General features: G+C 35.4%; 10 protein-coding genes. 7 read left to right on the forward strand and 3 right to left on the reverse strand.

The features are described from left to right. Positions 1-32: 32 nt before the first annotated feature. Positions 33-437 (forward strand): acyl-CoA thioesterase, encoded by a 405-nt coding sequence (locus tag EXIGUO8A_RS16240; protein WP_058102669.1) that lies wholly within the window; start codon positions 33-35, stop codon positions 435-437. On the opposite strand, the gene EXIGUO8A_RS16245 is transcribed toward EXIGUO8A_RS16240, so the two are convergent. Beyond that, the gene (locus EXIGUO8A_RS16245; protein ID WP_159303962.1) at positions 434-1,723 is read right to left on the reverse strand and encodes a dipeptidase; all 1,290 of its coding nucleotides are present in this window, start codon (positions 1,721-1,723) and stop codon (positions 434-436) included. The genes EXIGUO8A_RS16240 and EXIGUO8A_RS16245 overlap by 4 nt on opposite strands. A gap of 143 nt (positions 1,724-1,866) precedes the next feature. Between EXIGUO8A_RS16245 and EXIGUO8A_RS16250 the strand changes: the two genes are divergently transcribed. The 6 genes from EXIGUO8A_RS16250 to EXIGUO8A_RS16275 are packed head-to-tail and all read left to right on the forward strand — an operon-like array spanning position 1,867 to position 11,461. Further along, positions 1,867-3,621 carry a sensor histidine kinase gene (locus EXIGUO8A_RS16250; RefSeq protein WP_159303963.1) on the forward strand — a complete coding sequence of 585 codons (1,755 nt, stop codon included), beginning with the start codon at positions 1,867-1,869 and terminating at the stop codon, positions 3,619-3,621. A gap of 4 nt (positions 3,622-3,625) precedes the next feature. Further along, positions 3,626-3,991, forward strand: a complete 366-nt coding sequence (locus EXIGUO8A_RS16255) for a response regulator transcription factor (protein ID WP_116768986.1) — start codon at positions 3,626-3,628, stop codon at positions 3,989-3,991. 16 nt (positions 3,992-4,007) lie between these two features. Next, positions 4,008-6,335: a HEAT repeat domain-containing protein gene (locus EXIGUO8A_RS16260; protein ID WP_159303964.1), complete on the forward strand. Its 2,328-nt coding sequence runs from the start codon at positions 4,008-4,010 to the stop codon at positions 6,333-6,335. After that, positions 6,328-7,758: a glycosyltransferase family 2 protein gene (locus tag EXIGUO8A_RS16265; RefSeq protein ID WP_116768988.1), complete on the forward strand. Its 1,431-nt coding sequence runs from the start codon at positions 6,328-6,330 to the stop codon at positions 7,756-7,758. The genes EXIGUO8A_RS16260 and EXIGUO8A_RS16265 overlap by 8 nt, the downstream gene beginning before the upstream one ends. Before the next feature lie 5 nt (positions 7,759-7,763). Next, entirely contained in the window at positions 7,764-10,145 is a 2,382-nt protein-coding gene (locus EXIGUO8A_RS16270) for an LTA synthase family protein (RefSeq protein WP_159303965.1), read from the forward strand. After that, on the forward strand, positions 10,145-11,461 hold the full coding sequence (locus EXIGUO8A_RS16275; protein WP_159303966.1) for a YaiO family outer membrane beta-barrel protein: 1,317 nt from the start codon (positions 10,145-10,147) through the stop codon (positions 11,459-11,461). Before EXIGUO8A_RS16270 ends, EXIGUO8A_RS16275 begins: the two co-directional genes overlap by 1 nt. Here EXIGUO8A_RS16275 and EXIGUO8A_RS16280 read toward each other — a convergent pair. Then, on the reverse strand, positions 11,451-12,722 hold the full coding sequence (locus tag EXIGUO8A_RS16280) for an interleukin-like EMT inducer domain-containing protein (RefSeq protein WP_159303967.1): 1,272 nt from the start codon (positions 12,720-12,722) through the stop codon (positions 11,451-11,453). The two genes, EXIGUO8A_RS16275 and EXIGUO8A_RS16280, sit on opposite strands and share 11 nt — an antisense overlap. A 766-nt stretch (positions 12,723-13,488) precedes the next feature. Next, entirely contained in the window at positions 13,489-14,352 is an 864-nt protein-coding gene (locus tag EXIGUO8A_RS16285; protein ID WP_116768992.1) for a sigma-70 family RNA polymerase sigma factor, read from the reverse strand. Positions 14,353-14,457 lie beyond the last annotated feature (105 nt).

A 14,457-nucleotide genomic window follows, 5' to 3' on the forward strand; every position in this document is an offset into this window, starting at 1 on the left:
TTTGCAGTGTAGAAATTGCAAAAAATAAGACTATGAGATTTCATACTAGAAAATTAGTTAAACCAGGCGATTTAAATTCAAACGGCACCTTATTTGGTGGTAGATTATTGGCTTGGATAGATGAAGAAGCAGCTCTTTATGCCATTATTCAACTAGAAAATGGTAAAGTGGTTACCAAATATATGTCTGAGATCAATTTCATGAGCGCAGCGGTTAAAGGCGACGTTATCGAAATAGGTATTGAGGTTGTTAAATTTGGTAAAACATCATTGACCTTAAATTGTGAGGTTCGTAATAAGATGAATCATGAAACCATAGTTACCGTAGATAATATCATTATGGTAAACCTGGGAGAAAATGGTAAACCTACACCCCATGGTAAAACCAAAATTGAATTTGTAAAAGACCGTTTAGCGGCATTGGGTGAAGTTGATTAACTTTCACCCAATTCTTTTGCTATGCGCTGTACATCATCAAGTACTCGCATAAGGTTTCCTCCCCATAATTTTTCTATATCTTCTTGGGTATATCCTCTTTTTACAAGTTCATGGGTAACGTTGAAAGTTTCAGAGGCATCGTTCCAGCCATCTATGCCACCGCCACCATCAAAATCTGAGCTAATACCTACGTAGTCTATACCGATTAACTTTACCATATAATCTATATGGTCTACAAAATCGCCCACATTTACAGGTTCTGGAGCATCGGTTTTCTCAGCAACTATTTCTTTACTTATTTTTAGCACTTTTGGGTAATTGTCCATAAATGCCGCTTTTTCGGTATCCGATAAACTAGAGAATTGAGATCTTTCATACCACGCGATATCCAGGGAATCTGCAACTTCTTGATAAATGGATTTCATGTATGCCGCACGTGCTTCATGCTTTTCGGTGTTTAAATATGAACTAAACGCTACGGTTTGTACCACGCCGCCATTTTCTTTCATCATAAGTAATTGTTCGTCATCTAAATTTCTGCTGTGTTCGCATAGAGCCCTAGCAGAGGAGTGCGAGGCTATAATTGGCGCTTTCGATAAAGAAATCATTTGTTTTATGGCTTCTTTTGATGGATGCGAAACATCGATCATAATACCTAATCTGTTCATTTCGGCCACTGCTTCTTTACCCAAATCACTCAGTCCGTTATGCAACCATTCATCATCTGCCTCACCAGTATTGGAATCCGAAAATTGACTGTGACCGTTATGAGCCAATGATATATAACGTGCGCCGAGGTCATGGTAAACTTTAAACTGTTCCATATCCAAACCTATGGGATAGGCATTTTCAACACCGATCATTGCCGCTTTTTTTCCTGAACCTACAATTCGTTTTACATCTGCGGAATTCAAGGCTAATTCTATTTTATCGGGAGCAATTTCCTCGCATAATCTATGAATAGCTTCAAACTTCTGCATGGCATTTTCTTTTGCCTTGGCATAACCTTCGTCGGTAAGTGTATCTTGACCGGTATAAACGATAAGCCAGGTAACATCTAAACCACCTTCTTCCATCTTGGGTAAATTGATCTGTGTATCTAGCCTCTGACTGTAATTTACGCTGTCTGTAAAGTTTTTGACGTTGATGTCATTATGCGTATCGATCGTAATGACTTCATCATGAATTCGCTGTGCTTTTTCAAGCGTTGATTCTTCTGGTTTTTCCTTTTTTTCTGCGCAGGAAACTATCGTTAAAACGCATAATAAATAGATAAGATGTCTCATAGGGTTGGATTGTGACCTACAATTTAAGTGTATTCACAACAAATAACCAACCTTAGAGAACATTTTATTGCCTGCACAAGGGTTATGGCGCATTTTTAAGGAATCATAAGATATAACCCAATTAAATTAAAGAAACCCTATTTATGGCAATTTCAAAAACTAAGGATTTACTTGGTCAATTAGCTCAACTAGAAAAAACGGTAAGTGAATTTTCTTTTGAGGAGCTAAATGCCAATGAAGCAAAGGAGCTTAAAAACTCTTTTGACACGTTTAGATCTAGTTTAGAAAATCATATTTATTCCCCCAATGAAACTAGTGCGGTAGCAAAAGAAACAAAACCTAATGCTACTGAGGATCACGACGCATCGCAAAAGCAATTCATTGCACATATTAGCCATGAAATAAGAACGCCTTTAAATAGTATAATCGGTTTTACGAATTTATTGAACGAAGAAAAGCTGACAAAGAGCCAGCATAAAAAGGTCGATGCCATACAGTTTGCTTCGAATACGCTGTTAAAGCTTATAAATGAGGTTTTGGAGTATTCGAAAATTTCATCTGGCAACACCAATTTCGAATCGGTTGATTTCAATATCCACAGCTTACTGAACGACGTTATGTTTTTATGTGAAACATTAATTGTTGATCGTGATATTGAGTTATTGGTAGAAATAGACGAAAGTGTACCAAAAATTATAAAAGGAGATCCTTCTAAATTATCTCAAGTACTACTTAATCTTTTGGGCAATTCGGTAAAATTTGTCGATAAAGGTTTTATAAAGCTTGAAGTTTTTGCCAAGCAAACATTTGAAAATAGTTGTGTGCTTGAATTTTCTGTAGCTGATACCGGTATTGGTATTTCGACAGAAAAAATACAGACCATTTTTAATAGTTATACCCAAGCTGAAAATGACACCTCAAGCAAATACGGTGGTACAGGACTTGGCTTAACCATAACAAAAGAAATCGTTGAAAAATTACAAGGTGATATTGAAATAGACAGTGTCGTTAATAGCGGTACAACGGTCACGTTTAGACTTCCTTACCCGTTAGGTAACAACGATTCATCAAATAATAGCAACATAAAAGGTGCTGTAATAGGCAAAAAGGCATTGGCAGGAACCAAAATTATGGTTTTTGAAGATAATCAAATGAACCAGCGCCTAATTGTAGAACAGTTGACCAAATGGGGCTGTAAGGTGTACTCTAATTTAAGCCTTAACAAAGCATTGAAAACTTTAGCATCTAAAGATGTTGACCTTATTCTAATGGACTTGAAAATGCCGGGACAAAACGGATTTGAAGTTTCACAGATAATTAGAACTCATAAAGACCCAAAAGTAAACACCATTCCAATAGTAGCGTTTAGCGCAGATTTTACCGAACAAGACAGTAAAGCTTGTAAGGCTATTGGCATTAACGATTTTTTACTTAAACCCTATACACTAGAACATTTAATGAAAACCATATTAGAGAATAAAAAAAATAAAGTTGAACAGGCAGATTTTACTGCAATACTTCAAAAGCCTATGATCGAACCTAAAGAAACAACCGTTGTAGACCTTAGCAATCTTCTTAAAGACTGTTTCGGAGAAATAGATATGCTAAAAGAACTGGTGAATTTGTTCAAATTAAACGCCATAGAATTCATAGGTAACGTAAAAATTCATTTAAAAACAGAAAACTTAAAAGAGATCGCTCTTTCTGCACATAAGCTAAAAGCCGGTTTTGCAATGGTAAACGCAGATGGCATGAGAAAACTTATTGTTGAGTTAGAAGCTTGCTGTAAGTTGCATCAACCAGAAAGGGTAAAAGAGTTGTATGACATATTTCTTAACGATTATCCTTTGCTAGAGGAGAATTTGAATATGGACTTAGAAAACCTTAACAAGAAATAATAGCATGGGTAAACGTGTATTATTAGCGGATGATGATCAACTTTTAGCCTCGCTTTTAGACTTTAGGCTTAAAAAAGGAGGTTATACCGTACACCATTCCATAAATGGAAAAGAGGTAAAGGAATATCTAAAGAACGATATGCCAGACATTATCGTAAGCGACATTATGATGCCTTATTTTTCAGGTATTGAGCTTATTGATTATGTACGCAACGACCTAAATTCCAACACGCCCATTATAATTATTTCTTCTGCAGGTAACGAACAAAACGTACTTACCGCTTTTGAATTGGGAGCCAACGATTTTATTACTAAACCAGTTAGTCCAACCGAATTATTAGTACGTATAGCACGAGAGATAGATAAATAATTTTAATAAATAACATTTGTTCATTCCCCCTAAACAAATAAAAATATCGCTGATAACGGCTCCAGAATTCAATTTAGAATATCTCTGGTGGCTCACCATATTGTTTTTGGTGTTATCGGTAATTTATTTTGTTGGGGTTTTTCTGATCAGAAATAAGATTACTGCCAATAATAGCCGTACCAAAGCAAAGAAGGTCGAATTTTCCCCTATGATCAACGAATTTTTATTCTATGATGATTCCATTACCAAAGAGGAAAAAATGAACTATCTAAATTTAAAAGTACAGATCAGGGAATTGATCAAAAACAAGTTCGACCGTCATGTCTTGACCGAAGTGCTACTTGATCTTCGCAAAGATTTATCTGGACAATCACAGGAGGTTCTCATTAATTTATATAAAGATTTAGGTTTGCATCATGATGCTTATGAAAAATTAGGCAGTAGCAAGTGGCAAGTAGTTTCTAGCGGAATTTTAGAACTAACGACCATGGAGGTTGATGAGGCATATGGTTTGATCATAAAATTTATTAACCATAGACAAAGTACTGTTCGTAAACAAGCTGAAATTGCTGTTGTAAACTTAAAGGAAGAAGGTATTAAATACTTTCTTGACAACACAAAATATAAAATTGCCGAGTGGCAGCAGCTAAAGCTATTGGATGTACTAAGGCATAAACCTAATTACACTCCGCCACAATTCGGACTTTGGTTGACCTCTACCAATTCACATGTGGTACTGTTCTCTCTACGGCTTATAAAATATTATAGTCAGAATGATGCTGAACAGTCAATCATCACCTTATTAAAACATAAAAAGAAAGAAATTCAGGCAGAGGCTATAGAATGCATTAAGGATTTTTATTTTGTAAACGCCTTGCCCACTTTAATGATGGTATATCCTAAAGCCAGTCATGATATAAAAATTGCCATTTTAGATGCCATAGGTGAACTTGGGTCGGCATCAGAACTACCGTTTCTTGAAAATTTAAAGGCTACAGAACGTCATTTCAATATCAAAGGGAAGGTTATTAGTACTCTAAATAAAATAAATCCTGAAAGCGTATTACCTACCAAAAACATTTCTAAGATTGATTTTTATGAAACCGAACAGGAAGCAATAGAGGAGAAACCTGAAAATGAGTTATTAGAAACTCCGCAAGAACCTACTGTTACTACTGAAGTAGAAGAAGTTGTTATCAATTCTGATAAGGAGAAAATAACTGTCGAAGCGCCTATAAGTCTTCCTGAAACTGAATATGAAGCTGTAGATGAAATTATTGTTGCAGAGGATGAAATAAATTCCACGGAATTATCAACTGAAGTTATTATAAATGATGAAGAATTCACAACGCCTCAAGCCCTAGTTGACGAACAACCTTATGAGATTGATTTATCCTTTTTACCCCATGTAAAAGATATTGATGAAACTAATGAATTAGCAGAGGAAAATATTCCTGAAGATGTGGTGGAAAATGGAGTGGATGAGTTTGCGGTGGACTTTTTACCATTAGTTGTTGAAGAAATAATTGCTCAGCAAGAGGAAGAAATATATGCTCAAGATAGTTTGGAGCCCATATTTATATTGGACAATGAATCGATAATCGACCAAGATGAGTTCACCACTTCAGATACATTGAATAATGATCCATCGAATGAAGATGTGAGTATTGATTGGACATCCATTATTTCAGAAAGCGATATGAATCATTCAGATAATGCTTCTGTTGAACCAATCGTTAAAATTAAAAATGGTAGTGTTTCCTTTTCAGCCAACTTCATGCCCGAAGGAGAGTTGGAAACGATGGTCATTTTGGAGAATATTTCAGAATTGGGAGATTGTCGTGAACTAGGGCTACTTTACGATATTGTTGAGGAAAACAATTCAGAATTAATTATTGAAAGAGCAAATGAACTCATTGAAAAATTCTCATATCAATCTCCTAGACCTAATGATCTATTAGGTGAAGAAAATAGCTTGGCTTTAAGTGTATTTACAGATATATACCACTTAGCGGACAAAGAAACAAAGCTTATGTTGCTTAAAGAGATTAAAGCTGTAGGCGATGAAAAAGAATTTAGATTATTAGAAAGCATTATTGATTCTGAGTCTGGTTCTTTGGCAAAAGAAGCGATAGAAGCCTTAACTGAAATTAAATCTCGTTTGTCATTACCGATTGTTAACGAAGAAATAAAACCGACCCAAGATTCCATTTTCAATGTAAATTTTGAATTGGAAATAGCAAAAAAAGCCAAGAAAAATATAGATAACAAAGAAACCGGTTCTACTTTGTTCGACCAATTATGTTCCATGTCCAACTCTTTATACAACAAGAAAAATGGATAGTGAACTATTTGGTGTTGTATTGGAATACATCAATTTTGTATTCTTCGTATTCACGTTAATATTGTTCGTACTATTTTCGTTAATGGCATATTTCTCTACCAGAAATTCGCTGCATTATAGAAATAAAAACAGCTTTACGGATATTTCTAAAATAATGGCTTCGCCATTGGCACCGACGATAACCATTATTGCACCTGCCTATAATGAAGGGTTGACCATTGTTGAAAACATACGTTCGCTATTGTCTTTACAATATGTCAATTATGATGTAATGGTGGTAAACGACGGCAGCAAAGATGATACATTACAAAAACTGATCGACTCATATGACCTTGTAAAAATAGACATGGAAATGGATCCGGATTGGAAATCAAAGCCGGTACGTGGAATTTACAAGTCTAAAAACAGAGCTTTTGAAAAGCTTACAGTAGTAGACAAAATGAACGGCGGTAAATCCGACGCCTTAAATACCGGAGTGGCACTTTCAACCAGCAAATATGTAGGGTGTATAGATGTAGATTGCCTATTACAGCCAGATGCTTTGCTTCATGTGGTAAAATCATTCTTTCAACGTTCCAAGAAAAGGGTAATAGCGGTTGGCGGTGTTATTCGTGTTGCAAATTCATGTATAATTCAAGGCGGACAATTAGAGGAAATTAGGCTGCCAAGCAACTGGTTGGCAAGGTTTCAATTGTTAGAGTATACACGGTCTTTTATACTTGGTAGAATGGCTTGGGGTAGAATAGATAGTTTACTCATCATCTCTGGTGCATTTGGCTTTTTTGAACGCGAAATTGCCCTGGCAGTAGGCGGTTATGATACAGATACTGTAGGTGAGGATATGGAAATCGTCTTTAAAATGCGTAGATATATGCATGATAGAAGAGAGCCCTATACTATAGAATACATTCCTGATCCTTTATGTTGGACAGAAGTGCCTGAGGATTTGAAAATTCTTGTAAACCAAAGAGATCGTTGGGCAAGAGGTAACCTAGAAACCTTGTTCAAACACAAGGATATGTTGTTCAATTCAAAATACGGCAGACTCGGATTATTAAGTTATCCGTACTGGTTTTTTTATGAATGGTTATCTCCGCTGCTTGAATTTTTCGGTTTTTTTACCATCATACTTTTTGCCTATTTAGGGATATTAAATTGGGAGTTCTTCTTCATGATTACGTTGGCAATTTTTCTATTCTCTATCATGATATCATTTTATGCCATCCTCTGGGATGTGTATTCCTATAATCAGTACAGAAAAACAAAAGACATTTTAATTCTCATGGGGCTAGCCATTTTAGAGCCTTTCATTTTTCACCCAATTGTAGTGTACGCTGCGGTTAGGGGCAACTATAAAAAATTATTTAAAATAAAATCTGGTTGGGGATCCCAAGTTAGAAAAGGTTTTGCAAAAGCATCCTAATAGCAATGAACACAAGTAAAATAGATAGATATACCTTAAAGCAATATACGCGGCTTATGATATCCTTTTTTGGATGTCTGCTTGTATTGACGCTTTTTCAATATGGTATGCTATACTATAAAGGTGTTATAGATACTACTTTCTCTATTAGTTTCATTAAAGCCGTTGTTCATCAAATTGGTTTTACCGCTTTAATGGGTATCGTTATGGTGTTTCCCTTTAATTTCTGGGAGAATTTACGCTCTCGGTATGGCTTTAATTTGGTCTTTGTATTGCTAGGTCTTGTCTTAATTTTCGAGGCGATACTCATCGCTTATTATTGCTCAACCTTGGTGCCTTTAGGGTCAGACTTATTAGGGTATAGTTATGCCGATATGCAAATAACCCTTGCCAATTCTGGCGGATTTATGATTTCAATATATCTCTTTTTTGCCATTGCTTTTTTAATTGGTCTTTTTTGGGTTTTATATAAGGTTACTTCTAAATTTTATCATAGAATCAGTAGAATGTACCCTTTTACAATTGTATTGTTCAGCTTGTTTATGGCTTCATTGTTTACCGATGGCAAGCCAATAAACCAGAATAAGGTTCAGTATTTAGCAGTAAACATTTACAATACCAGTACAGAAGATAATTCATATACATCACAAGAAGAATATCCATTAGTTCAAGGTCCGGTTATTGAGAACGTACTTGGAGAATACTTTGAGCTAAAGGAAGATAAACCGAATATCGTTTTTATAATGGTTGAAGGTCTCGGACGTGATTTTGTAGGTGAAGGTGCTGAATTTGGAGGGTTTACGCCATTTTTAGACTCATTGACGACCAAATCTCTTTACTGGGAAAACTTTTTGAGCAATACAGGTAGAACTTTCGGAGTGTTACCGTCATTACTGGGGTCGCTACCTTTTGGTAAAAGTGGCTTTATGGAACTAGAAGAGTATCCAAATAAATTAACCATGTTCAGCGTACTCAAAAACAATGGATATCATACTTCTTTTTATCAAGGTACCAATAGCTCTTTTGATAAGGTAGATAGATTTCTTAATAGTGAGAATGTTGATTTTATATTGGATAAATCAGGATTTGGCATCAAATATCAACAGCAAGCGGAAGACGCTGCTGGCTCCTCATGGGGATATCCAGATAAGGAACTGTTCAAGAAAAGTATAAGCCTAGACAGAAGCAAAAATCAACCTAGACTTGAAGTCTACATGACCATAAGTACCCACGAACCGTTTATACCGCCAAATCAAGATGTATTTGAAGCAGAAGTAGATCAGATTTTGAATAATGGAGCTTTTGGTTCTAGGGAAACGAAAATCATAGAAAAAAACAATAATGTATTTGCCACACTGTTATATACAGACGATGCTATACAATGGTTTATGGAATCGTATAAGTCACAGCCAAATTATGAGAATACAATTTTTATAATTACCGGTGACCACAGGCTTATACCAATACCACAACGTAACAGTATCAGTCGTTTTCATGTGCCATTGATTATGTATAGCCCTATGCTGAAAAAGACCCGCAAAATGAGTTCTATCTCATCACATTTTGATGTCACTCCGTCTATTCTAGCGTTGTTGGATAATGCATACGAAATGAAAATGCCTAAAAAAGTAGCATGGATGGGAGGTGCTCTTGATATGGAAACAGCATTTAGGTCTACCAAAAATATTCCGTTAATGCGTAACAAGAACGAATTGAAGGAATATATCAGTAACGAGAAGCTATATACGAACGGCGATATTATGGAGCTGGATGAGAACATGGACATTAGTTCTACTTTTGGCGGCAGCGAGGTTGAAAAATCGTTGGAACGTTTTAAGTCAGTGAACCATTATGTAACTACCGAAAACAAGATTATACCAGATAGTTTAACCATATTCTCTGTTCAAAAGGAAAAGTTTACGCCAGCAGAAATTACCTGGATCAACAGCATTTATGACGGTAGTAATTTTGATAGATCATTTTTTAAGGCGCGTAATTTAGCATTTGATAAGAAATGGGACGATGCGCTTTTACTGTGCCGTTACATACTTTCAGAATCTCCTAGCCATATAGATACCAAAATTCTTACCGGTAGATTACATATTTGGAAAGGCAACTATGAAGAGTCCGTAAAGATTTTGAAAGAGTGTATTTCCATGAATCCCAATTACATAGATTCTTACGCAGCTCTTTTTGATGTGTATTTCTGGTACGATAAATATGCCGAAGGTTTGGCATTGGTCGATATTGTTCAAGAGAATAGTGCAAGTGCTAGCGAAATTGCCAGTAAAATCTCAAGAGCTAAAAATGTAGCAAGAAAAGCGGGAATTAATACATATAAAAGTGCCAATGCAAAAGATAAAAACATTTTGGCATCTGTAGAATAATGAATAAAACTTGGTTACATATTGTATCGCTATGTTTATTACTACTCATTACCTCGGTAAATGGGCAAGAATCACCGTACAGTAACCCTTCTTTTGAAAGTGCTTACGCACAGGCGTATGAGGGTAAGACCAATACTGCGCATAATATGCTTTACACCTTGATCAACGAGCCCGCTACAGAAGTAGAGACAGCGTTGCTATGGGCAAGAACTTTAAGTTGGCGAGGTGATTACGATGGAGCTAGACTTGCTTTCAATAAAATATTGATAAAGAACAAAAATAATAGGGAAGCATGGTTAGCAGCCGTTAAAAATGAACTCTATGCCAAAAATTACCACACCGCTTTGGGGCTCTCCAATAAGGGATTATTACATATAACAGATGATGCAGAGCTACAAAGATTGCAAACTATAGCCTTTGACGGTGTCAATGGTATTGATTACGAAGAAAAAGCTTGGTATAATGTTGAGAGTGATATTAATAGCAACCCGTTAGAACAAGTAAAAAATTCTAATACAATAGCCGCTAAAGATACGGTACAAAACCCCGAAAATGTACATAAAACACCTGTTACCGAAGAGCAATTAAAGAATACCGTTTCGGTAAACAGTTCGGTTACTTTCTATGACAAACGTTTTGATCCCATAACAACATCGAGTATTTCTTATAATAGACAAACTCCTTATGGTGTAGTAATACCAAGAATAAATAATAGTAATAGGCTAGGTAAAAACGGAATTCAGTTAGATCTAGATCTCTATCCAAAAATAGCCAAAGGTGTTTATGCCTATTTAAATTATGGTTATTCCGAATCTGAACTATACCCAAATCATAAAATGGGTGGTGATGTTTATTATAATCATAAAAGCGGAATTGAATTTTCTGCAGGAGGTAGATTTATAAATTTTGCAACGAAAGATGTAAAATCCATTACCAATTCTTTGGGGTATTATACGGGCAATTATTATTTTTCTTTACGATCTTACATAACCCCTGAGTCGGATAACCTAACCAACGTATCTGGTAATTTACTTATACGTAAGTATTTAAAGGATGCGGAAAATTTCATGGGAATAAATGTGGGAGTAGGGTTTTCTCCGGAGTTGCGTCAATTTACTTCGGGTGACCAATTACTTGCAGAAACTTTATTATATATAGAATCCCAACGTTTAAGTTTTGAATATCAATTCACCAGCAAAAATAATATTAACGCTTACAGAACCAATGTAGGTGTGCTGCGCCAAGAACAATCTTTTGATCCCGGAAGTTATTTTTATTCCATTTCAGCGGGACTTACCTACGAGTTTAATTTTTAGAACCCATATCTGCGATCCATTTATCGGCATACATGCCGTACACAAGCCCTAATTCGTTATCGTAAACATATTGCTCGTCTTTACCGGCATCAAAGTTTACATTGAAAACAAACACTTTAACGCCTGCATCTCTTAGCTGTAGCATTAGTTTCTTTTGACTGGAGATTATTCTACGGGAAACTGCTGCATATTTTACATTGTTCACTTTTAGAAAATTTACCTTATCTCCCTTAATTGCCATTAAAGGTTCTTGAGAGATCATAGTGTGTATACCGTTCTCAGATGCTTTCTCTACAGCCATAACACTAAATAGTTCCATTATTAAACGGTCTTTATCAACAAAGGCATTTGCAAAAACAATTGGATCGTTCACTTTATCAGTAATCAAGGTAGCATCTGGGTGATTCTTGAACCAGGTATTTATGCCAACCATATCTAGAGTGGTATAATCACCATATATTTTCTGTTTCATGAATTGGGCGTGAGTAGGGGGTAAGGTACCCGTATAGTCAGTAAAACGTGCCCACATGTTCCAATCATGGGCGGCAACAAGTTTACCGTCCGATGTTTCGATAATATCCAATTCAAAGAACCTAAATCCTTTTTTATAGTTTTCATCTAATGCATGTTTAGAATTGGTAGACTTTACACCATTGATTTCACCACCTGCATGGGCAATATACCTATCAATATTTCCTTCAAATTCGTAAACTTCCCTAGGAAAGTAAATTGTGCTATCTGCTATGGCAGAAGGGGCACTTATTTGTATACGAATTGAATTATCATCTACTTGCTCAAAAATTTGACCATTTAGATTATGCATAACATATGCTTGTCTTCCCTTCAAAGAACTCAACTGTGGTAAACCTAAGGTTTTTAGTTCCTTTTGAAAACGTGCCAGTTTTGCTGCTGCGGAGTCATGTGCTAAAATGGCTACTCTAGCTTCGGCATTTAGCATTTGGGTAAGTATGGTGATGAAATCTACTACATCTTGTTCGCTGCCATATGTATCAAAAGTCTTATACTCTATTTTATTATTTGCTTGAAGGTGCACAATGGTAAGACCACGTTCCAATGCTTCGGTCTGTGAACTATAAGAAAAGGTACTACGTTGATGTGTATTAAAACTATGGCTATTAAGTACCAGTTCTTCATTTAACACTTGATCCGTGTATAAATGAAAAGCTTCTATAGTATGTGCGTTTACTTGATATCCTATAAAGAACAAAACCAGTAGGTATTTAAATGTACTCTTGGTCATAATATTGGGGAAACACATCATTTTAAGTATCGTTTTATAGTGTTAAAGGTATAAGAATAGTACTTTCCTAACAGATTACATTAAAAACGAAAAAACATGCAAGGTATTGTAAAAGGATAATTATTTGAATTTCAGTGAATTATATTAATTAAAACTAAAATATTTCTTAACCATGGCTTAAAATCGCCTTGGCACTAATAACTGAAATTTGACGACCTAATAACAAGGTTTTAAAAGAAATACCGATAAAATACCTAGAAAATGGGATGAACTGCACTCATGAAACCCTAATAAAACCCAGACTTCGAAGAGTTTTTAATGCTTAACAACATATTTCTATAGGTTTTACAACAGATTTAAATTGGTTCACCACATTTTGTTGTTACAAGCTTAACATCATTATATATTTACTATCAAGATATGAAGACCCAAATTAAAATTAACTTTTAAACCTACAATATGCTTTACGACACCTACGGTGAAGAATACCTTATGTTTCTTCAAGATTTAAATGAGATTTTAAGTATCAACGAATTAGCTGAGTTGGATTACATGTAAGATAAACCAAACCAAAACACCAAAAATTTAAACCAATGGCACATCAAAATCAAGATTTTTCATCCTACCAAAATTTTATCCAGGATTTAAATAGTATTCTGGTTAATTTCAATATCAATAAACTATCCTATTCTTAGGATCAGATAAAAAGCAAAAAGAAAGCGCCCGTATAAAACGGGCGCTTTCTTTTTTAAAACAAAAATTATATTTAGCCTAAATAGGTCTTAAGTAACTTACTTCTAGACGCATGTCTCAATTTACGGATTGCCTTTTCCCTAATTTGTCTAACACGTTCTCTTGTTAAATCGAACGTTTGCCCGATCTCTGCCAAAGTCATAGATTGTTGGTCACCAATACCATAATACAGCTTCACTACATCTGCCTCTCTTGGAGATAAAGTATCTAATGCTCTATTGATTTCTGTATTCAATGACTGCTGCAATAAAATGTTATCTGGTTTTGGAGACTCTCCTGAACGTAATACATCGTACAGGTTAGAATCTTCACCTTCACGTAATGGAGCATCCATAGATACGTGTCTTCCAGAATTCTTTAATGACTGTTTTACTTCAGAAACGGTCATTTCCAACTCTTTTGCAATTTCCTCTGGAGATGGTGGGCGCTCATGTGCCTGCTCTAAGTAAGAAAATGTCTTTTTTATTTTGTTTATCGAACCAATTTTGTTCAATGGTAAACGAACAACCCTAGATTGTTCTGCCAAAGCTTGCAATATTGATTGTCTGATCCACCAAACGGCATAGGATATAAACTTAAATCCTCTTGTTTCATCAAATCTTTTTGCGGCTTTCACTAAACCTAGGTTACCCTCGTTAATTAAATCTGGTAATTTTAAACCTTGATTTTGGTATTGTTTTGCTACGGAAACCACAAATCTTAAATTGGCCGTGGTCAATTTTTCCAAAGCTGCTTGACTACCTTCTCGAATCTTCTGCGCTAGTTCTACCTCTTCATTCGCTGTAATCAAATCAATTTTACTGATATCTTGCAAGTATTTATCCAGTGATTTCGATTCACGATTCGTTACCTGCTTGATAATCTTTAGTTGCCTCATATGTGTGTATGGAATTTAGAAGTTGTACAAGTTTACATAATAGCATTTTTTATCGTAATAACCTAATGAATAACATTATAGTTCTACATGACTTATAAGCTTTAA

The organism is Maribacter litoralis, from assembly GCF_902506355.1.
In the GTDB taxonomy this organism is placed as follows: domain Bacteria; phylum Bacteroidota; class Bacteroidia; order Flavobacteriales; family Flavobacteriaceae; genus Maribacter; species Maribacter litoralis.